At 68.0% G+C, this 21517-nt stretch carries 12 protein-coding genes; 9 read left to right on the top strand and 3 right to left on the bottom strand.

The features are described 5' to 3' along the window. Window positions 1–29: 29 nt before the first annotated feature. From MRBLWH12_RS12005 to MRBLWH12_RS11990, 4 genes are all read left to right on the top strand, one after another. The gene (locus MRBLWH12_RS12005) at window positions 30–686 is read left to right on the top strand and encodes a DedA family protein (RefSeq protein ID WP_363551360.1); all 657 of its coding nucleotides are present in this window, start codon (window positions 30–32) and stop codon (window positions 684–686) included. A 296-nt stretch (window positions 687–982) separates the two neighbouring features. Beyond that, complete coding sequence (locus MRBLWH12_RS12000) at window positions 983–1831, top strand: sensor histidine kinase (RefSeq protein ID WP_363549155.1); 849 nt, start codon at window positions 983–985, stop codon at window positions 1829–1831. Then, window positions 1822–2466 (top strand): response regulator transcription factor, encoded by a 645-nt coding sequence (locus tag MRBLWH12_RS11995; RefSeq protein WP_363549152.1) that lies wholly within the window; start codon window positions 1822–1824, stop codon window positions 2464–2466. Before MRBLWH12_RS12000 ends, MRBLWH12_RS11995 begins: the two co-directional genes overlap by 10 nt. A gap of 202 nt (window positions 2467–2668) precedes the next feature. After that, complete coding sequence (locus MRBLWH12_RS11990) at window positions 2669–3934, top strand: HNH endonuclease signature motif containing protein (RefSeq protein WP_363549149.1); 1266 nt, start codon at window positions 2669–2671, stop codon at window positions 3932–3934. Between the two features lie 92 nt (window positions 3935–4026). On the opposite strand, the gene MRBLWH12_RS11985 is transcribed toward MRBLWH12_RS11990, so the two are convergent. The 3 genes from MRBLWH12_RS11985 to MRBLWH12_RS11975 all read right to left on the bottom strand — a co-directional run bounded on the left by MRBLWH12_RS11985 (window position 4027) and on the right by MRBLWH12_RS11975 (window position 12144). Continuing rightward, window positions 4027–6204, bottom strand: a complete 2178-nt coding sequence (locus MRBLWH12_RS11985; protein ID WP_363549147.1) for a family 43 glycosylhydrolase — start codon at window positions 6202–6204, stop codon at window positions 4027–4029. Then, a complete protein-coding gene (locus MRBLWH12_RS11980; protein ID WP_363549145.1) occupies window positions 6198–9098 on the bottom strand; it encodes an immunoglobulin-like domain-containing protein in 2901 nt (966 codons plus the stop codon). Before MRBLWH12_RS11980 ends, MRBLWH12_RS11985 begins: the two co-directional genes overlap by 7 nt. Window positions 9099–9189: 91 nt before the next feature. Next, complete coding sequence (locus MRBLWH12_RS11975; RefSeq protein WP_363549142.1) at window positions 9190–12144, bottom strand: immunoglobulin-like domain-containing protein; 2955 nt, start codon at window positions 12142–12144, stop codon at window positions 9190–9192. 220 nt (window positions 12145–12364) lie between these two features. On the opposite strand from MRBLWH12_RS11975, the gene MRBLWH12_RS11970 reads away from it, so the two are divergent. From MRBLWH12_RS11970 to MRBLWH12_RS11950, 5 genes are all read left to right on the top strand, one after another. Beyond that, the gene (locus tag MRBLWH12_RS11970) at window positions 12365–15085 is read left to right on the top strand and encodes a LamG-like jellyroll fold domain-containing protein (protein WP_363549139.1); all 2721 of its coding nucleotides are present in this window, start codon (window positions 12365–12367) and stop codon (window positions 15083–15085) included. 46 nt (window positions 15086–15131) lie between these two features. Further along, window positions 15132–19265 (top strand): beta-L-arabinofuranosidase domain-containing protein, encoded by a 4134-nt coding sequence (locus tag MRBLWH12_RS11965; RefSeq protein ID WP_363549136.1) that lies wholly within the window; start codon window positions 15132–15134, stop codon window positions 19263–19265. Window positions 19266–19469: 204 nt separating this feature from the next. Beyond that, on the top strand, window positions 19470–20114 hold the full coding sequence (locus tag MRBLWH12_RS11960; RefSeq protein ID WP_102194537.1) for a hypothetical protein: 645 nt from the start codon (window positions 19470–19472) through the stop codon (window positions 20112–20114). A 66-nt stretch (window positions 20115–20180) separates the two neighbouring features. Further along, complete coding sequence (locus MRBLWH12_RS11955) at window positions 20181–21233, top strand: WxL protein peptidoglycan domain-containing protein (protein ID WP_363549133.1); 1053 nt, start codon at window positions 20181–20183, stop codon at window positions 21231–21233. Beyond that, window positions 21230–21493, top strand: a complete 264-nt coding sequence (locus MRBLWH12_RS11950; RefSeq protein ID WP_363549131.1) for an LPXTG cell wall anchor domain-containing protein — start codon at window positions 21230–21232, stop codon at window positions 21491–21493. The genes MRBLWH12_RS11955 and MRBLWH12_RS11950 overlap by 4 nt, the downstream gene beginning before the upstream one ends. The last annotated feature ends 24 nt before the right edge of the window (window positions 21494–21517 follow it).

The following is a 21517-nucleotide window of genomic DNA, read 5'->3' as shown; positions in this document are numbered from 1 at the left end:
GGCGGAAGCGGGTTTCTAGCGTTGCTTTCATGGACCTAGCCGCTGCGACTGACTCTGCATCTGACCTCACCGGGATCGCCGGGTGGGCGGTCGACCTCATGGAAACGCTCGGTGGGCCCGGTGCTGGCTTGGCGATCGCGCTCGAGAACCTTTTCCCTCCCCTTCCGAGCGAGGTGATTCTGCCGTTGGCGGGATTCACTGCGAGTCGGGGCAGCTTCACCCTCGTAGAAGTTCTTGTGTGGACGACCTTGGGATCGGTCATGGGTGCGCTCGCTCTCTACGGGCTCGGGGCGTGGCTCGGCCGCGACCGCCTGCGGCGGATCATCGCCCGAGTCCCGCTGATGACGTTGTCCGATGTCGATAAGGCTGAGGCGTGGTTCGATCGGCATGGGTACAAGGCGGTGTTCTTCGGTCGGATGATTCCGATCTTCCGGAGTCTGATCTCGATTCCGGCGGGCATCGAGCGGATGAATGTCGTTCGCTTCACTCTTCTGACCACAGCGGGAAGCCTGATCTGGAACGCGATCTTCGTGCTCTCGGGTTTCTACCTTGGCGAGAACTGGTCGGCCGTCGAGCCGTATGCCGATGTTCTCCAGAAGGGTGTCATCGTTGCGGTAGTCGCTGCGGTTGTTCTCTTCGTCGTACTCCGGGTGCGCCGTGTTCGGCGTGAAAAGATGACCGGATGAGTCGAGAACAGCACGAGCCACTGGCGGTGCTGAGGCGTGGCAGGTTCAAGCGGATCCCGTCGAGGCTGGCGGGTGTCGCGCTCGGGGTTGTGCTGGTCCCCGTCGACGTGCTCGCGGTCATCGGCGGGTTGGTCTCCCGGGTCGCGGCGAGACCAGTCGTCCGACTCGAACAGGCGCGGATCACTGCACTGATCGGTGGGCGTCTTCGGAACGAACCGCGAGGGTGGCGTGCGGTCGGATACCTTGCGGTCCGCTCGCTGCTGGGGATCCTGGGAGGGGCGGTCCTGGCACTCATCGTGGCGGGGGTCATCGTCGCCGTCAGTCTCACAGCGGGAGCAGTAACAGGAGACGCAGTACCTCTTTTCGATGCGCCTGCTGGACAGGTCACCTATCGCACCCTGGCAATCTTCGTGCTGCCTGGTTTGATCCTTCTCTTCCTCGCGGTTCAGGGCGTCATCGCTGTCGCGCAGCTGGAACCGAAGCTCTGGAATGCGTTCACTCGCCCGGGGAACGATGAACTCGAGAACCGCGTATCCCAGCTCACAGTGACGCTTGCGGATGTCGTCGATGCGATCGATGACGAACGACGTCGGATCGAACGCGACATTCACGACGGCGTGCAGCAGCGCGTCGTGGCACTGTCGATCCTGCTCGGTCGGGCCGAACGCCAGGGGGACCCCGAAGAACAAACCGCCCTCTATCGGCGCGCGCTTGCGGAGACGCGGCACATCCTCGACGATCTCCGAGACGTGTCCTGGCGCGTGTACCCGGCAATGCTCGCCCGCGACGGGCTGGGCCCTGCGCTGGAAGCGCTCCGGGAGCGAACGCACCTGCCCATTCACCTTGACTGTGACCTGACAGAGAGATCCCCCAAGGCCGTCGAATCGGCCGCATATTTCGTAGCCAGCGAGGCCGTGACGAACGTGGTCAAACATGCCGCAGCGCACAGCATCGACATCACCGTGCGCCAGCAGGGAGGGTGGCTGACCATGACGGTACGCGATGATGGGGTGGGCGGTGCGGACCCAGCCGGGCATGGAATCGCCGGCATCGCCTCGCGCGTCACCGCACTCTCCGGCACTTTCGACCTCGACAGTCCCGCCGGCGGCCCAACGACTATCCGGGTGGACATACCGTGCTCATAACCATTGCCGAAGACTCCGCTCTGCTTCGCGAGGGTATCGCCCAGCTCCTCGTCGCTGAGGGCCACGAGATCGTCGACGCGGTCGGTTCCGCCGGCGAACTGATCGATGCCGTGTCGGAGCGGCAACCGCAGCTGGTGATCGTTGATGTGCGGATGCCACCCGACTTCATCGACGAGGGCATTCGCGCAGCACTGACGATCCGATCTGCCTGGCCACAGGTCGCCGTGATGGTCCTCTCGCAGTATGTCGAGCGCCGGCACGCCACCGAGCTGCTCACCGGAGCCGGCGGGGTTGGCTACTTGCTCAAGGATCGGGTCTCCGACATTGCCGCCTTCCTCGACGCGATCGAACGTGTCGGTGGGGGCGGAACCGCATTCGACCAAGAGGTCATCCGCCAGCTGCTCCTTGCCGGCCCCGTAGACTCGCCCATCTCACGCCTCACCGACCGGGAGCGCGAAGTCCTGACGCTCATGGCTCAGGGGCACAGCAACGACTCCATGCGCCAGGAGCTCTTCGTCACCCAAAGCGCCGTCGAGAAGCACATCAACTCGATCTTCACCAAGCTCGACCTTCCGCATGGCACGACGTACAACCGGCGTGTTCTCGCGATCCTTGAGTTCCTTCGCGACTCCTGAACCCGCACAAGGTCCCGCACACCGATAACGATCGTTTTCGGTGCTCCGATGGCCGAGTCGTCAAACAGGTGCTCATCTGACCACTGGCCCGAGACGGAGCGAACGCATCCCGCGCGGGTCGCAACCCAGTTGTGATTTCTCGGGGCTGTTATGCGCCCGGATCTGGGGTTCGAATGTCGGTGGCCCCTGGTGTACTGGGGCTATGAGGGCGCTGATGGATGCGACGGTGGAGCAGGTGGCGACGCTGGGCGCGCTCACCGATTCGATCGCGGAGATCGAGCGCACGATCAGTAGTCTGCAGGCCGCCAGGGACGGGATGCTCGCGCTCGGCTCCCGTGTTGCTCTTGACGTCGCCCAGCAGGCCGGGCACCCCGATTACGGCGATATGGCGTTGCGGACGGTGGCGGCGGAACTCGCTGCCGCGCTACGGGTCAGCGATCGGACGGTGCAACGACGGATGGCCGAAGCGTCGTTTCTGGTGGAGCAGTTCCCGTCGGTGTGGCAGGCGCAGGGTGCCGGGCGGATCAGTGCCGGGCACGCCCGGGTCATCATCGATGCCGGCGAGCACCTCGTCGATCCCACCGACAGGGACGCCTACTCGGAGCAGATGATCGAGTTTGCAGAGCATGAATCCCCGAATCGGGTGGGTCGGATGGCCCGACGGGTCGCAGAACGGTTCCAGGTGCGTCCGATCCAGGACCGGCACCAGGATGCCCGCGACAAGCGGGGCGTGTGGGCGAGAGACGATGCCGATGGGATCGCGGAGTTCGGTCTGCGCGGGCCCGCCGCGCTCGTGCACGGAGCGTTCGACCGGGTCACCTCAATGGCGAAGGCGGTGCAGGGGCAGGCGGATGCCGGAGACGAGCGCACGCTCGACCAGATCCACTGCGACCTTGCCCTCGACCTCCTCCTCACCGCGACCCCCGCCGGACACGAAACCCCTGAGGCTCTCCTGGCCGGAATCACCGCACACGTGTCAGTGACCGTGCCGGTGACGACGCTGATCGGCGTCGGCACGACTCCGGCGGAGTTGAACGGTCGCACCCCGATCGACCCCGCCACCGCCCGGTGGCTGGCCGGCGCGGCTTCCGGGTGGGACCGGATCCTCACGCACCCGATCACCGGCGGATTGCTCGCGGTCGACCGGTACCGGCCATCTGCCCACCTCAAGCGACTGCTGCGTGCCCGGGATCAACGCTGCCGGTTCCCCACCTGCGGACTCCCCGCCACGGAGTGCGATCTCGATCACAATCAGGATGCAGCCTTGGGCGGGGCGACCAGCGAGGAGAACCTCGGAGATCTCTGCCGCCGACATCACGTCCTCAAACACAACTCCCCATGGCACGTCGAACAACTCGAAGGCGGCGTCTTCGCGTGGACCAGCCCCACCGGGCAGGTCTACCTCGATCGGCCACCACCGCCGAACACCGTCACCTTCACTGAAGACGACACCCCACCGCCCTTCTGAGTTCGCGGGTGGAGAGAGGTCGGGCCCGTCGATCGCGACCAGCCATGCGCGTAGGGCCGGCCAGGTTCTCCCCGGCCGGCCCGACGCCGGACTCAGCAGCCCTTCGCCGCGTATGCAGCAGACACGGTGGCGGCGCCGGACGGTCCCGTCGCGGTGACCTGCACCGACCCCGCCGGCAGCGAGGCCACCCTGGTGTTGAACGACGCACTGCGCGATTCGCCGGTCGCGAGAGCGAACGACTTCGTGCCGTAGGTGCTCGTCGCGGTGATGTCGAGCACGACTGCATCCGTGTTGCGCATCGTCGTGACGACGACCGCCTTGCCTGCCACGCACCGCGTCGCGGCTGTGGCCTCCACCGTGACGACCGGAGCCACCGGATCCGGCGCGATCGACGACACCCGGAACCGCTGGCAGTCGTTGTTCAGCACGCTGTACTGATGCACGCGCGTGCCGTCGGCGACGGCGCAGAACGAGAGATCCAGCGCCTTGCCGCTCGTGCCGTTGCGGAACTCGACGACACCGTCGCCCGACACCAGCACTCGCCACGTGCTGCCAGCGATGCCGCAGGCGCCCTGGGTGATGGCGACCGAGTCGCCAGTCGCCCCGCCGCTCACGGCGAGGCACTTCTCCGGTGCCGAGCCGAGGTGCATCTCGGATTCGCCGTTCGCCGCGGCCGTGAACGTCACGCTCTGGCAGGCAGTACCGGTGTACTCGCGCTGCTGCAGGATCGGACCGTCTGCACTCGAGCAGTTCGGCACTTCGAGCGCCTTGCCCGAGACGATCGAGGTGACCGCGACAGCACCGGCCGGGCGCAGCGCCCAGTCCTGGGCGGCCGAGGCATCCGCCGCCGACTGCACGATCGCCCCGTCGCCCGCCTCGAAAGCCTTGCCACTCGTGCGGTTCGTCAGCATCGACCAGCCGCCCGTCGTCGGGGTCACCGTCCACTGCTGGCACCCCGAGGTGCGGAACGGCGTCTGCTGCACGGCCGCGCCCTCGGCAGTGGTGCAATCGGCAGGGCCGACGGACAGGCCGCTCACCGCGCCGACGAGGCGCAGATATCCGTCACCGGTCGAGTCGAGCACGAAGCGCGACCGCGACGAGGAGCAGTCGCCGAGCACGAGGGAAGCTCCGGCGGCGTCAGAGGTCGCGCTGGCGCACTGACCGGTGCTGCGGCTGACGAGGTTCCAGCGCGCCCCTTCGACCTGCACCGTGATCGGCGCGTTCTCGCCGCTCGGCACCGTCACCGCGGTGGTAGTGGCCTGAGGGATGCCGAAGTCGGGCTCGCCGGCTGCATCCCAGGTCACCTCCTGCGCTCGCGCCGAGCGCTCGCGGCTGCATCCACCATCCGGTCGGGCGTTGGCGTGGTACAGATTCCACGTCTCGGTGCCGTCCGGCGAGGTGAAGAAGTCGTTGTGACCGGTGCCGTAGGCGCCGTTGGCCTTCGAGAACACCGGTCCGTCGCTCTTCTGCCACGATGACGACAGCACCGGATCGCCCCCGAGGTACTCGAGCGTGCCGAGCTGGTAGTCCTCGGTGCCGCAGAAGCTCGCCGAGTACGTGACCCAGGTTCGCCCGTCCTTCTGCAACGCGATCGGTCCCTCGTTCACGGGCTGGCCGATCGTCTCCCAGGCCTCGACCGGCTGGGACAGGATGTTCAGCGGCCCGGTCGCGGTCCAGGGGTCCGACATCCGGGCGATGTAGTTGCTCTGCAACCCGTCCGGCGCGAACGCCGACCAGAGCACGAAGAGCTCGCCGTTCAGCTCCATGTAGGAGCCGTCGATGTTCCAGTCGTCGGTCGGGATCGGCCGGCCCTTGTAGGTGTACGGACCCATCGGGTCATCGGCTGCACTCTCGATGACCTGCAGGTGCTGGGTGCCGTAGTTGCCCGCGACGCCCATCGTGTACATCAAATACCAGCGCGTGCCGTTCGGCCCCTCGATCCGCGCGAGTTCCGGAGCCCACATGTTCCCGTTGCGCCCGGCGTTGGTGTCGGAGTAGACCGTGACTGGCTTGGTAGTGCCGAGCGCGGCGAGCGTCGGCGCCTTGCGCATCACCACCCTGTTGTCCCACGTCGTCGACACCATGTAGTAGTTGCCGTCGTGGAACTCGATCGTCGGATCGGCCGTGTCCGGAGCGAGCGGATTGGTGAACGTGTCCTCGCCGACGGCCTGCGCGGCGGGCGCCTGTGCGACCCCGGCCGCGCCGAGAGCGCCCAGCGCGATCGCCGCGGTCAGCGCGATGTGCAGCGCGGTGCGGATGGGTTTCAGCATGAGCGACCTCCGTAGCTCGCGGTCGAGACGGCGCCGTCGACGGTGCCGGAGATCTCGCCGGCTGGTGCCGTGGCGAGACGGGATGAGAAGGATGCCGAGGCGCTCGCGCCTGCGGCGACGGTCAGCGTGCGCGTCCCGTACGGCGAGGCGACCACGACGGCCGCCGACTGCGACGCCTCGTTGGCCACCGTCGCGACCACGACCGCCTTTCCGGCGACGCAGCGCGTCGAAGCGACGACACGGATCCCCGGTGTCACGGTGACGGTCGCCGTCACCGGCATGCGCGATTCGTCCTGAGCAACGCCTCGAACGGTGAACGTGCCGGTGGTCGCGTAGTCCTCCGGATCCATGCCCTCCCAGGCGACGGATGCGGTCTTCACCGTGCCGTCGGCCGTGGTCAGCCGCGCATCCGGCAGCACCGGTGCAGTGCCTGCCCGCGTCGACACCGCGATCGGGTCGACCTGCGCGACGGCGATCGCCGGCGCGTACGCCTCGAGCACCTTCTCGTATTCGGATCGGGTCACCGGGAGCACAGTGCCGTGACGCGGCTTGCCCCCGTCGCTGTTCTGCGGCAGGTTCGCGCGCAGCGTCTCGCCCAACGGCTGCCAGGAGTCGCCGTCCGTGATGTCGGTCGAGCCGAACGGGATGTAGTGGTTCGGCCCGCCGTGGTACGACGGCTGGTCGATGAACAGGTACCAGTCGAAGCCGTTCACATCACCGGGGTTCGACGGGAACACGCTCGGTCCCTCCCCGTGGGTGTAAGTGCCGCCCGGTTCGCCGTTCGGCAGGCCGGTGGCCACCTCGTCCTTGATCAGCGTCCACTCGTCGGCCGGCCCGGTCGTACCGGGGTACGTGCCCGAGATCGGTGCGAGCAGGTCGGTCGACTTCTCCAGGCGCAGCGTCATCGACGACTCGTCCTTGCTGAAGCGGTAGTACGTGCCGTCCTTCTTCGCGACGGTCGAGTCGATGGTTCCCCAGTTGTTGGTGACGACGTCCGTCCAGACCTGCGGTTCCGAGAAGGTCACGAAGTCGTCGGTCGTGACGTACATCATGCGGTTGTAGGTGACGCCGGTGCGGTCGGCGGGATCGGCGGTGGGGTACAGGTTCGACGCCCAGAACACGACGTAGCGGCCGAGTTCGTCATCCCAGTACGCCTCGGGCGCCCAGGTGTTCCCGGCGAACGGCGACGAGACCTCGACGTGCCGTTGCGCCGACCAGTTCACCAGGTCGGTCGACTCCCACACCTCGATCGAGCGGGAGCCGGAGATCTGCGCCGTCGTGAAGCCGCCGGGGAGTCCGGCCACCTTCAGGTCGGTGGCGAGCATGTAGAACTTGTCGCCCTCGTGCGAGCGGATGATGAACGGGTCGCGCAGTCCCTGCGTGCCCTGGGTGGAGGTGAAGATCGGCTCGCCGTCGTTCAGGGTGTTCCAGCGGAGCGCGTCGTTCCCTTGAGACGCGGCGAGGCTGACGCGTTCGGCGCCGGCCCCCTCACCGGTGAAGAAGGCCCACACGTAGGCCTCCGGATCGTCGGAGGCCGCCGGCATCGGGCGCACAGTCAGCGTGAACTCGCGGTCGGCTGTCGCAGCGCCACTGGTCGCGGTGGCCGTGAGGACCACGTCGACGGCCGCGGCATCCGCTGCCGGACGGGTGATCGACACGGTCGCCGAACCCGCCTTGACCCCGTCGCGGATCTCCGCGTGCGCGGAACCCGACGTGACCGACCAGGTCAGCGTCGAGCCGTGCGCCCCCGTCGTGGGGACGGCGATGCTGGTGCGGATGTCGTTGGTCGCGCCGAGGTCGACGGTGGCGATGTCGGCCTCCGCCTTTGCGGCATCCGTGAGCTCAGCGGGGATCGTGACCGTGTAGGTGCGGGTCGTGCTCTCCCCAGCGGCGGTGAAGGTCGCGGTGAGGGTGGCGGTTGCGTCTGCCGACCCCGCTGCGGGCCGGACGACCGCGGCATCGCCGCCGGTGATCGTGACGGCGGCATTGTCGGATGCCCACGAGATCGTGGCACCGCTGGCAGCCGTCGGCAGGGTGAAATCGGCATCGGCGGTGGCCGGCACCGTCACCGCGGCGACCGCGCGCTCGAGCGCCTGATCGGCGAACACCTGCTGCACGTCGGCGGCGCTGAGCGCTTCGCCGTACACCGCGAAGTCGTCGACGTCGCCGGCCCAGCCGGGGTCGTTGTAGGTCGATCGGCCGAGGTACGAGACCAGCTGCGAGCCGAACGACGACACGTCGCGGTTCAGCGCCTGCTGCGAGATCTGGGTGCCGTTCACGTAGACGGTGAGCTGCTTGCTCGCCCCGTCGATCACGGTCGTGTACAGCGACATCGTCGACGGCGTGCGGATGCCGGAGGTGGCGGCGTTCGTCGAGCCGGGGCCGACTTCGGTGCCCCAGGGCGCACCGGCGTTCACGGTGCCGGTGACGACCGACTTCACGTACCCGCTCGGATTCGCGGGGTTGAGCAGCCAGTACCCGCTGGAGTACGAAGCGCCAGAGGCGACCGGGGCGCCGATGAAGGCCGCTGCCGTGTTCCCGGGGCCGGAGCGACCGGCGAGCCATGTCGACACCGTCAGCTGCTGCTTCCCAGTGAGCTGCGCCGTCGGGATCTCCAGATACCCGGCGGTGCCGCGCGTTCCACCCGGCAGCGACAGTCGGCCGTCTGCGACGGCGGCTCCGCTCTGCCGGATGACGCCGTCGTTGCCGTTGCCCGATGAATCGGCCACGATGCCGCTCTCGGCGGCGTCGAAGGTGTAGTGGATGAGCGGGGTGGGGCCGTCGGCGGCGAAGGTCGCAGATGGTGACGTGGTCACGCCGATGGCGATGACCGTCGCGGCGGCGGCGGTGAGGGCCGCCGCTCTGCGCACGCGCTGGCTGAAGGTGCCGTTCATGATCTCCTCTGATCAGTCGGGGGTGTTCGGGTTCGGGCGGATTCAGCCACCCATGGGCGCATCCGTCGGACGACGGATGCGCCCGAGTGGTTCAGCCGCAGGCTCCCGGAGGTATCGGCGCGGAGCCGTCGTAGCGCTGGCCGTCGGCGGCGATGCCGGTCACGGTCGCCGTACCGCTCGTGATCGACGCGAGGCGCGTCGGGAACGACGACGAAGCCGCAGCCCCCGCGGCGATGGTGGCGGTCTTCGTGCCGAACGGGGTGCGGATCACGGTGTCGGCGGGCACGGTGTCGAGGTTGCGAACGGTGACGACGACCTGCGCCTTGCCCGCGACGCAGCGCACGGCGGTCGAAGCGGCGAGGTCGAGGTCGCCGGCCACGGTCTCGACGGTCGACGTCGAGGTCGCGACGGCGCCGTCGGCGTATCCGTCGTAGGTGGCCGTGACGGAGGTCACGCCGGCGGGCACCGTGACGGTGGCCGCCGCATCCGCGAGCGTCGCAGACTGCGTCCAGCCGTCACCCGAGAACGTGACGGTGCCCACGACCTCGCCGTCGTCGGCCGCCGTCACCGTGGCTGTGGCCTCGCGGCCGTTCACCGTGAGCTCCGTCGCGGAGGCGACAGCCGCGATCGAGGTCCAGTCGTGCATCGCGGTGAGCACGGTCTGGGGCACGCTCACGAACGCACCGTGACGCGGGCTCGTGGGGAGTCCGCCGGCCGGGCGCACGTTCCACTCCGGCCGCTTCGACAGTCGATCGGCCTGCGTGCTCGACGCGATCTCGTCGCCGGTGGTCACGAATGCCCGGTAGCCCCCGGCGCCGTAGTTGTCGACGAGGAAGACGTAGCCGTTGCCTGAAAGGTTGCTCGGGTCGCCGGCGTTCAGCTTGACGATCTCCGGGCCTTCGCCGGCCTGCCCCGTCTCGAGCCCCGTCATCCGGGTGTCGGTGAGCTGCCAGGTCTGCGTGGGATCCGCGTTCCAGTTCGAGGTCGTGGTCGGCGCGGTCAGCACCTTCGACCGCTCCAGGAAGATGTCCTTGCCCGCCTCGAGGGGGCCGGCCGCGCCGCCGTCCTCGTTCTTGGTGAACCGGTAATAGTACTCGCCGATCTTGGTGACGGTCGAGTCGATGCGGGCGAACCCTGTGTCCTGCCACGTCGCCGGCGGAGACGTGAAGGTCTGGAAGTCGCGCGTCAGCACGGCGAACATCCGCGCGTGCAGGTTGTCGGAGTTCGTGTGCGAGGCGTCCGAGTACAGACGCGAGGCGAAGAAGACGACATAGGACTGCAGGTCATCGTCCCAGTACGCCTCTGGCGCCCAGGTCATCCCGGCTTCCGGCTGATTGATCGTGATGCCGGTGTTCTCGCCGTTGGTCCGGTCCCAGTGCACGAGGTCAGTGGATTCCCAGACCTCGACCTTGAGACTCCCCTGGGATTGCGCGGGTCCCCAGCCGGTGCCGCAGCCGATGCAGAGGTCGGTGGCGATCATGTAGTACTTGTCGCCGTCGTGCGAGCGCAGGATGTACGGGTCGCGGAGTCCCCGGGTGTCGGTCGTCGATGTGATCACCGGAGCGCCGCCGTTGACGGGCGAGAAGGTGAAGAAGTCGTTGCCGCTCGTCGCTGCCTGGTAGATCTTCTCGTCGGAGTCGGAGCGGAAGTACGCCGCCGCATAGCCGGCATCCGGGGCGGTGCGGGCGCGTTCGGCCACCGCGACTGTGAATTCGCGTTCCATCGTCGTGCCGCCCGCCGTCGCGTGCGCGGTGAGGGTCACGGACCGGTCGCCCGCTCCGTATGCCGGCCGGCTGACGATCCCGCCGCCGCGGTACGGGTCGGACATCCCGGCGGCCGGGGACGTGTAGTCGGGGGCGGTGGGGGAGACCAGCGACGCATCCGACGACGTCCAGGTAATCTGAGAGCCGTCCACGGATCCGGTGGTCACGAGCGGGAGGTTCTCCGTCGTGCGCGGTGCGAGGGCGATGGCGTCCAGGTCGGCGGATGCCGATGGTGCGACGACCACGGCTGTCAGCTGGATGCTGGTGCCGAGCGACGTGGTCGCCGTGAGCTGCACGGAGGTGTCGGACGAGATGGCGCGGGAGACCGTGCCGGTGGCGGAGATGACGGACGGGTCGGAGCTCGACCAGGTGAGCGTGATCCCGTTCGACGACGCGGGCAGCACGAGGTCGCTGCGGACCGCATCCAGCGAGGCGTTCTCTCCCCGCACGACGGCCGGCAGATCCAGTCGCAGCAGGGCGTCGGTGCTGGCAGCCTTCCGCTCGGCGGTGGGCATGCTCGCGGTCACCTGCTCGGGGGTCAGCGAGGTGTCCCAGAAGCGCACGTCGGTGACATCCGCCTGCAGCAGCGGGTCGGGCGCGTAGAGGGAGCGGCCGAGGTAGCCGAGGGTGCTGCCCGTCGGCACGATCGAGGAGAGGCTGTAGGCGTGCGTCACCGTCGAGATCTGCTGGCCGTCGCGGTAGAGCGTGATCCGGTCACCGCTTCCGACCATCGTGATCGTGGAGAATCCGGGGTTCAGGCCGCCGCCGGCAGGAACACGGACCTCGCCGTTGCTCGAACCGGTCTTGACCCGGATGCCGGAGAGGACCTGACCGTTGTACGAACCCTCTGCCGAGCGCGGATTCACGAACACGTGGTTGCCGAGTGCGGTGGTGTTCCACGCGCCGACGCCGTCTCCGATGACCCAGCCGAACTGGTTGCCTGACGTCGATGCGGACACGGTGTACTCCACAGTGAAGGCGTTGTCCGTGCCGGTCACGAGGCCCTGCGGCAGCGCCGCATATCCGTCCCGCTTGAAGCGCAGCACCGCATCGCCGTCGGCGTCGGTGAATGAGGCGTCCGTCAGGCCGGTGAGCGTCGCGTCGCGGCCGTTGCCGGAGACATCCAGCAGAGTGCTGCCGGAGTGGGACATGTCGTAGTGCGCCGTCGGCGCGGGGAGGTCGGCCGCCGAGGCGGCAGGGGCGAGGGTGCACAGCGAGGCTGCCAGCCCGGCGCTGATCCCGGCGGCGAGCAGTCGCCGGGAGCGGGTTTCGGGTGTTCTCATACGAAAGTCCTTGTCATCGTTGACGGTCGGCCGCACGTGGTCGGGTCGTGCGATCCAATGCGCGGGGTACGTGAATGTTACCGGACACAATGGCGGAAACATAGGAGTTTTTCGTAGGTGAAGATTGCAGAAACAAACCCTCGCGAGACGCGGCGAGGCTGTGCTACGGTTCCTGGTTACCGGTAACAGCGAGTGTTGCCGCTGCACTCAGGAGTCCTCGATGGCGAAGTCCCCTTCCCTCCGTGTCGGCCCGGCGCGACGACGCTTTCCGCTGTCTCTGCGCGGCGCCGGTGCGGTCGCGCTCGCCGCGGTCATCGCCCCTGGGCTGATCGGTCCGACGAGCGCGTCCGGTGCCGAGAGCGCCGCTCCGCGCACCGGACTCGTCGCCGAGTACCTGTTCTCGCAGGAGGCCGGAACAGTCGTCCCGAACACCGCAGGCAGTGCCGTCGGCGCCGCCACGGTCGTCAATGGGGCGGATGCGCACTGGACCGGATCGTCTCTCGTGCTCACCGGCGGGGACAAGGGCGGCACCGGAGACTGGGTGCGGCTGCCCGACAGCCTGCTCGCCGGCGAGGAATCGGCCACGATCACGGTCGAGACGAAGTTCGATGCGTCGATGGCATCCGCCTGGCACTTCCTCTGGAACATCGGCAGCGAGGGCACCTCGGCGTACTGGTTCGCCTCGCTGAAGGACACCGCGCGCACCGCGATCACCACCGGCGGCGGTGGCGCAGAGGTGAACGCGCGCGGCACCGCGCCGCTCACCCCTGACCGCTGGTACAGCGTGACCAGCGTGATCGACGGTGCCGCCGACGTCATCACCTTCTACGTCGACGGCGTGCGCGCGGGCAGCGCCCCGACGACGCTCACGCCCGACTCCATCGCCGCGCAGACCATGAACACCATCGGCCGTGCGCCGTACCCCGACCCGCTCTACAAGGGTGAGGTCGCCGCATTCCGGGTGTACGACCGGGCCCTGAGTCAGGAAGAGGTCGCAGACGTGTCGATCGCAGACGCCGTAGCGCACGCCGACGAGATGGAGGCAGCGGCGCAGACCGCGGTGGACGCGCTCGCCCCGGTCACCATGGACGACGCGCATGTCACGCTGCCGGGGTCGACTTCCGCGGCCGTCACCTGGACGTCGTCGAGCGACGACATCGTGATCGGCGCCGACGGCCGCTCGGGCACCGTGACGCAGCCGGCGGCGGGGTCCGCGCCCGTGGAGACCACCCTCACCGCGACCGCGACGGTGCGCGGAGTCGCAGCGACGAGAGAGATACCCGTGACGATCCAGCCCGCGGCGACCGAAGCAGACGACTACGGATACCTCATGGTGCACTTCATCGAGGATGCCGACGGATACGCCGAGAAGATCTACCTCGACGTCTCGCGCGGTGACGACCCCGAGAAGTGGGACCCGCTCAACAGCGGCAAGCCGATCCTCGCCTCGCAGCTCGGGACGACCGGCGTGCGTGACCCGTTCCTGACGCGCAACCCCGAGACCGGCCGGTACTACATCATCGCCACTGACCTGCGGGTGTTCGGCGGTGATGGCGGCTCCGGCTCGTGCACCAGCTGGTGCCACTGGACGACGAAGGGCAGCACCGATCTGGTCGTCTGGGAATCCGACGACCTGGTGAACTGGGGCGAGCCGCGCACGTTCGACACGGCGCTGGACAACAGCGGCGCCCAGGTGGCCGAGCTCGGCATGGCCTGGGCTCCCGAGGCGCTGTGGGTCGACGACTACCACCCGGACGGTCGGGGCGCGTTCGTCATGTACTGGTCGTCGAACGTGTACCCGGATGCTTCGCACACCGGTCCGAGCCACAACCGGGTTCTGTGGGGTGCCACCACCGACTTCTCCCAGGAGACCTATTCGTACGGCGGCGACTTCGTCAACACCGGCGCCAACACGATCGACACGACGATGATCCAGAACGACGGCACGACCTACCGCGTCACCAAGGACAACGGCCTCGGCAAGGGCATCTACATGGAGTCCACCACGGCCGAGCGCTGGTGGGAGCAGGGCACATCCTGGACGACCCTGCAGACGAAGATCGGCGCGGCATGGGCAGGCGGAAACGCCGGCGGAGTCGAAGGGCCGGCCGTCTTCAAGAGCCACAGCGACGAGAAGTGGTACCTGTACGTCGACGTGATCCCGAGCACCGGATACCGGCCGATGGTCACCGCGGATCTCGATGCCGGGTGGACGCAGCTGAACGACCCTTCGTTCTCGATGGCCCCGCACACCAAGCACGGCGGCATCGTCTCGCTGACCAAGGGCGAGTACGACCGGGTGCGGGCCGCGGATGCCGTCTCCGTCGTCACGGCGGATCTCGGGGTGGTCGAGGTCGAAGCGGGCTCCGGTGCGGGAGACCTCGTCGCCGCGCTTCCGCAGGAGGCCGACGTCTCGCTCGCCTACGGCCGCGGCACGGCTTCGCAGCCGGTCTCGTGGGACACCTCGTCCGTCGACCTGTCCGCACCAGGAACCTATGAGGTCACCGGAATCGTGCAGACGCTCGGCGCCAACCTCGACTCGTGGACCGGCGCCGGCGGCTCGACCGCCTGGAACGCCCCCGATCGTGCGCTCTCCCGCAGCGGGGCACTCACGGTCACCGCGCAGGTCACCGTGACGGATGCCGCCACGCCGACCATCACCGCGACCGAGATCACCCGTTGCGTCGCCGGCAAGGTCGTGCTCGTCACCGAGGTCCACAACGCCGGGACGACGCCGGTCTCACTGACCGTCACCACGGCGTTCGGTGTGACGGATGCCGGAACCCTCGCCGCAGGGAAGTCCGTCAGTCGCAGCACGAGCACCCGCCTGGCCGCGGTCGAATCCGGCGAGGTCACGGTGACCGCATCCGCCCTGATCGACGGAGCAGTTCGCACCACCAACGCCGTCGCCGAGTACGCCGCGCGAACCTGCGCTCGCTGATCCGTCAGCCGCCCGAACTGTCATCACCCACCTGAGGAGCGTCAGCATGTCACGGAGAACCCGCGTCGCGGCATCCGCCACCATCGCATGCCTGGTCGGCGGTGCTCTCGTCGTCGGTTCCGCACCAGCCGCGGTCGCCGCAGAGGAGATCAGCATCGAATCGTCCAAAGTCCTCGAGCTCGGTTTCGACGGTGCCCTGACCGACACCAGCCCGCGCGGAGCCGCCATCGGCCTGCAGAAGGGATCGGCGGTGTATGCGGCCGGCATCCGCGGGCAGGCGTTCGCGTTCGACGGTTCCACCGCGCTGCGCCTCGGCACCGATGCTTCCCTGCAGCCGCAGGACCTGACCGTTTCGTTCTGGTACAACCCGAGTGCGCCGATGACAGGCGAGCAGGTGTTCTCGTGGAACAAGGCCGCCTACAACTCCGACGGCTGGTACCTCACCAGCGAGAACGACACCGCCCCGCTCGCGCTGTCGATCGGACCGTCGTCGGGTCAGCCGTACAAGGTCGCGGTCGAGGGCACCCGCTCGACGTTCTTCCCGGCCGGCCAGTGGACGCACATCGTCGCCACCTACGACCACCAGAGCAAAGCGGTGACGTTCTACCGCAACGGCGTACGGCAGGTGTCCTCGGTGAAGTATCCGGTCAGCGCCGCCGCGAGCGGTGTGCTGGGCTCCGAGAGCACCACCGTGAAGACGATCGGCTACAACGGGCCGCAGTACAACGGCTCGCATCTGAAGGGCTTGCTCGATGAATACGCGGTGTTCGACGGCGTGGCCACGATCGACGATGTCGTTGCGCTCACGCAGCGCGGTACCGCCGACTTCGACCCCGCCACCGTCGCTGGCGCCGACCTCGCAGCGCTGACGCTGCCCGCCACGGTCAGTGTCGACTTCCCCCTGCCGACCGAAGGTGCGAGCGGCAGCGCCGTCGCCTGGTCTTCGTCGGACACCACCCTGATCGAGGTCGACGGCGCGACAGCGCACGTCACCGTTCCGGCTGAGGGGGAAGGCACTGCCACCCTCACGGCCTCGGCCACGTATGGTGCGAGTGCGCCTGCCACCCGGGAATTCTCGGTGACCGTCACACCGCCGGCCGGCGCATCGGAGTACCTGCTCGATGCGGGGCTCGAGAACCTGGCTGTCACCGACGAGTATCTGGGGAACGCGAACGGTCAGACGATCGACTATCTGCTCAGCCTCGATCCGGAGAAGTTCCTGTACGGCTGGTATCAGCAGGCGGGGCTCACCCCGACCACGGCCTCCGGCTATGGCGGCTGGGAGCGCACCAGCGGCACCCGGTTCTCCGGACACTTCTTCGGCCATTATCTGTCGGCGCTCGCCCAGGCCTACGCGACGACGACGGATGCCGAGGTCAAGGCGCAGCTTCTGGCCAAGCTCACCGCGGGTGTTGAAGGACTCAAGCGATGCCAGGACGCGTGGGCGGCCGCACACCCCGAGAGCGCCGGTTTCATGGCGCCCTTCCCGATCAGCGCCCTCCCCAGCGGTCAGGACGGATTGCTCGTGCCGTTCTACAACCTGCACAAGGTGCTCGCCGGGCTCATCGACGCACACCAGTACGCCCCCGAGGGTCTCGCCGACGATGCGCTGTCCGTGGCATCCGGATTCGGCACCTGGGTGCGCGACTACGCCGCGTCCCTCCCCAACCCCGCCACGATCCTCAACACCGAGTACGGCGGAATGAACGAGGCGCTCTACGAACTGTACGAACTCACCCGCGACCCGGCGCACAAGCGGGCGGCGGAGTACTTCGACGAGGTCGCACTGTTCCAGAAGCTCGCGAACGGGCAGGACGTCCTGAATGGCCTGCATGCGAACACGACGATCCCGAAGCTGATCGGCGCGCTGAAGCGGTACACCCTCTTCACGAGCGATGCCGGGCTCTATGAGACGCTGAGCGACGCCGAGAAGGCGGCTCTGCCGATGTATCTCGCGGCGGCGAAGAACTTCTGGCAGATCGTCGTCGACGACCACACCTACGCCAACGGTGCGAACAGCCAGTCCGAGCACTTCCACGGGGCGGACAGTCTGTACGCGTACGCCACCAACGGGGTGACCACCGGCTACGGCGAGAACTCCACCGCCGAAGGGTGCAACGAGTACAACATGCTCAAGCTCACCCATGCGCTGTTCGCCGTGGAGCCGCAACTGAAGTACGCCGACTACTACGAGTCGACGTTCATCAACACGATCCTCGCTTCACAGAACCCCGAGACCGGGATGGTCACATACTTCCAGCCGCAGACCGCCGGTTACGCCAAGGTCTTCGGCACTCCGCTCGACCAGTTCTGGTGCGACCACGGCACCGGCATCGAGAGCTTCACGAAGCTCGGCGACTCGATGTACTTCACCGACTCAGACGGCGTGTGGCTGAACCAGTTCTACAGCTCCGAGTTGCGCGATCCGGCGCATAACCTGCGCGTGACGCAGGCCGCGAACGTACCGGCAGATCCGCTGGTGAGCATCTCCATCGACGCGCTCGACGGCACCACCGTCGCCGAGGGAACGCTGCTGCGCCTGCGCGTGCCGTCGTGGGCGGCATCCGCTCCCACGCTCACGGTGAACGGCACTCCAACCGAGATCGCCCCTGTCGACGGCTACATCACGTTGGAAGTGGCTGCCGGAGACGAGCTCGCGTACACGCTCCCGGCGCAGGTCACGGTGGATGACGGCACCGAGAACGCGAACTGGGTCGCATTCAAGTACGGGCCGGTGCTGCTGGGCACCGAGCTCAGCCGTGCGAACGTCGAAGCGAGTTACACCGCAGGGGTGCTCGTGCAGATGGGCGTGGCCGACAAGTCACTGAACGCGAACGTCGTCGTCGATGACGCGCCCGCATGGAAGGCCGCCGTCGCGCAGAACGTCGAACGCCTCGCCGACGGCGTGAACGCGAACGGCCGCACCACGATGCGCTTCGCCCTGCACGGCGTCGACCCGGCGGCATCCGCCCTCACCTTCGAGCCGTACTACAGCCTCTACGGCGCGCGCTACGCGACCTACATGACGCTCGTGCAGCCGGACTCGGCCGAGGCGCAGGCGCTGATCCTGAGGGAGAAGCAGCAGCTGCGCATCGACGAGACGACGATCGACGCGCTGACGTCGTTCGACAACAACAACAGTGAGGCCGATAAGAACCACCGCTACAACAAGTCGTCGGTCGGTGTCTTCAATGGTCAGCCGTACCGCGACGGACAACGCGCGGCCGACGCCTTCTTCCAATACGACATGATCGTCGATCCCGCACTGCCGGCGAACCACCTGGGCGTCCGCTACTACGGCGGCGACGTGGGGCGCACGTTCGACGTCTACCTCAACGACGTCCTGCTCAAGCACGAGCGGATCACCGACGCGCACGGCGCGCAGGACTGGTACATCCAGTACGACAGGATCCCGCAGGAGGTGCTCGGCGGCATCGCGGCGAAGGACAGCTACAAGCGCGATCAGAACGGCCAGTACGTGCTGGATGCTGAAGGGCAGCGCATCCCGATCGTCACCGTGCGCTTCCAGAGCAACGGGACGAGTTTCGTCGGCGGCGTCTTCGGGGTGTACACCTCGGCGGTCGACCATTATGCGACGGATTCCGAGCTCTCGGCACTCGCGGTCGACGGCGGAGCCCTCAGCCCTGCGCTCACCGCAGGGGTGGTCGACTACACGGTCACCGTGCCGGTGGGAGCGACCGAGGTGGCGCTGACGCTGACGCCGGCCGCTCCGAGCGGACTCGTCCACGTCGACGGGATCCTGATCGACGACACCCTGCCGCGTACGGTGGCGGTGGCGCCGGGGGAGGCCCCCACGGTCGTCGCCGTGAAGGCGACCGCGCAGGACCATGTCACGACCGCCGAGTACTCGATCCGCATCGTCCGCGAGTCCGAACTCGAGGTGACATCCGAGGCCTCCGTGCGCTGTGTCGCCGGCAAGGCCGTACTCGTGGTCAAGGTGCGCAACGGTGCGGACGCCCCGGTGAACGCCGTGATCACCAGTGCGTTCGGCACTGCCCGGCTGCGCGTCGGTGCCGGCGGCACTGCTTCGACGTCGATCGCCACCCGTCAGCCGGCGATCGCGGCCGGCGAAGTCGCGGTCGAGGCCTCAGCGACGATCGACGGCCGGTTGGTCGTGACTCGGACGACCGCGAGCCACCCGGCCGCGACCTGCCGCTGAACGGACGCTTGACGGATGGATGGAGGTTACCTAATCTAACTTTGTTCCCGCTAACATAAGGGCGGGAACGTGGTCCACAGACGGAACACGAAGAAGGCGACGATGCCGACCGAGGTCGCATGTGAAGCCTGAGAAGCGAACCGACAGCCTGGGGCTGATCGCTGATTCGGCACGGCTGACGCCGACCGAGGAACTGGAGTAACCATGAAGATCACCAAGGGAACCGCGGCACGTTGCGCCGCAGGCATCCTCGGCGGAGTGCTGCTGGCGGGCGTCGGCAGCGCCGCCTTCGCGGCATGGCCGGACGAGGAGGACAGCTCGGGCGTCGACGTCAAGGTCGACATCGCCCCCGTGGCGGGCGGCGCGCTGAGCCTGACCGTCGACGGCACCGAGTCCGTGCTGACCGAGACCGGCTCGACTGCCACGTACCGCCAGTTCACCGGCACCCTGCCGAACGTGACGGTGACGGACACCCGTACTGACGTGCCGGCCGGCGTGTACTGGTACGTCACGGGTCAGGCCGGTGACTTCACCGGAGCCGCCGGACAGCCGAACATCACGCCTGACCACCTCGGCTGGACCCCGGCCCTGGTGACCACCGGCAACGGCGAGGTCACCGCCGGTGACGCCGTCGCCACGTCGAAGGACGACCCGACGCCGCCCGTGCCGAACAACGTCGGCCTCGTCGGCCAGGAGATGCTGCAGCTCGCGCTCGACTCGGCTGAGGCGAAGGCCGCCGCCGGGCAGTGGACGGCGAACGCCGGCCTCGTGCTCAAGACCGACGTGAACGTCGCTCCGGGCAGCTACACGTCGCTGCTGACGCTGTCGCTCTTCGAAGACGCGTTCTGAGCACCATCCCGACGAGGGGCTGGGTCCGGGTGACCGGCCCAGCCCCCTCACCTGATCAGGACTCCCGTGAACTCTGTGCGATTCCGCCCGCTGCTGGTGACTGCGCTGGCCGCTCTCACCCTGCTCGGCGCACCCGCCGCGGCGGCTGCCGCCGAGGGCGATGCGCCGATCTCGTGGTCGGTGACACCGGCGGACGAGTCAGGGCCGGACGGTCGCGTGTTCGTGGAGCACGCCATCGACCCCGGTGAGACCGTCGACGATCACCTGGCCGTGCGCAACCTCGGTGCCGAGCAGGTCACCTTCCGTCTTTCCGCAGCCGACGGCTTCTACAACGCGAACGGCCGATTCGACATGCTCCGCTCGGATCAGGAGTCGGTGGCGGCAGGAACCTGGATCACGCTGCCGGAGAGCGTCACCGTCGCACCGGGCGCGACAGCCGTGGTTCCGTTCTCCCTGACCGTCCCCGAGGATGCGGAGCCGGGCGATCATGCCGCAGGCATCACCGCGTCCGTGATCTCCGGAGCGCACGGCGAGGGCACCGGAGTGGGCGTGGAGAGCCGGGTCGGGTTCAAGGTGATGACTCAGGTCACCGGCCCGCTGATGCCTGCGTTCTCCGTCGAGAAGGTGCAGACCGACTATCTGCTCTCCTGGAACCCGTTCCGGCCCGGCGACATCACGACGACGTTCACCGTGGTCAACACGGGCAACACCCGGCTGATGGTCGAGGGTGCGCTCGACGTCGCCGGTCAGACGATCGCCTTCCCGGCCGAGGGGGAGCGTCGTAGTGAGCTCCTGCCGGGCGAGGAGAGGTCGTACGCGCTGGCCGTCGGCGACGTGTGGCCGCTGTTCGGCTTCCCTGCCGATCTCACCGTCGCGCCGGTGGTGTCGTCATCCGCCGAAGAGGTGACTGTCGTCACCGCCGCGACCACCACGCAGTTCCTCTGGGCCATGCCGTGGCCGCATCTCCTGGTCATCCTGGGTCTCGCACTTCTCCTGGTCGCGCTGCTGTGGAACCGCATCCGTTCGCGTCGGCGGATCGACGGCCTCATCGAGAAGGCCGTCGAACGTGGACGTGAGCAGGCGCTCAGTGAATCCCACGCCCGGGCGGAGAGCGTATGAATCCGTTCGCGATCGCGGCCCTGGAGCGCGAGGGCGGTGAACTCGCAGACGGAACGGTCGGCGTCTACATCCATGTCGAGATCCTCCCTCGCACGTGTCTCGAATCCTGCGGCGGACTCCCGGCGACGGGCGGCGAGGTGCCAGCGGTTCTGCTGGCCATCGGCCTCGTGCTGATCGTCGTCGGCGTCGCATTCCTGGCGATCAGGAATGTTCGCCGTCGCATCCGGACTGACCAGGCAACCTCGGGCGCCATCCTCTGATCCTCACCCCGGCGGCTGCCGGAT

This window comes from Microbacterium sp. LWH12-1.2, assembly GCF_040675825.1.
Lineage (GTDB): Bacteria > Actinomycetota > Actinomycetes > Actinomycetales > Microbacteriaceae > Microbacterium.
This window is presented reverse-complemented; position numbering and strand designations above follow the sequence as displayed.

Excerpts from the sequence above, each read along its gene's own strand:
- MRBLWH12_RS12005 (WP_363551360.1), top strand. The coding sequence starts at position 30 with ATGGACCTAGCCGCTGCGACTGACTCTGCATCTGACCTCACCGGGATC.
- MRBLWH12_RS11990 (WP_363549149.1), top strand. The coding sequence starts at position 2,669 with ATGAGGGCGCTGATGGATGCGACGGTGGAGCAGGTGGCGACGCTGGGC.
- MRBLWH12_RS11985 (WP_363549147.1), bottom strand. The coding sequence starts at position 6,204 with ATGCTGAAACCCATCCGCACCGCGCTGCACATCGCGCTGACCGCGGCG.
- MRBLWH12_RS11980 (WP_363549145.1), bottom strand. The coding sequence starts at position 9,098 with ATGAACGGCACCTTCAGCCAGCGCGTGCGCAGAGCGGCGGCCCTCACC.
- MRBLWH12_RS11975 (WP_363549142.1), bottom strand. The coding sequence starts at position 12,144 with ATGAGAACACCCGAAACCCGCTCCCGGCGACTGCTCGCCGCCGGGATC.
- MRBLWH12_RS11970 (WP_363549139.1), top strand. The coding sequence starts at position 12,365 with ATGGCGAAGTCCCCTTCCCTCCGTGTCGGCCCGGCGCGACGACGCTTT.
- MRBLWH12_RS11965 (WP_363549136.1), top strand. The coding sequence starts at position 15,132 with ATGTCACGGAGAACCCGCGTCGCGGCATCCGCCACCATCGCATGCCTG.
- MRBLWH12_RS11960 (WP_102194537.1), top strand. The coding sequence starts at position 19,470 with ATGAAGATCACCAAGGGAACCGCGGCACGTTGCGCCGCAGGCATCCTC.
- MRBLWH12_RS11950 (WP_363549131.1), top strand. The coding sequence starts at position 21,230 with ATGAATCCGTTCGCGATCGCGGCCCTGGAGCGCGAGGGCGGTGAACTC.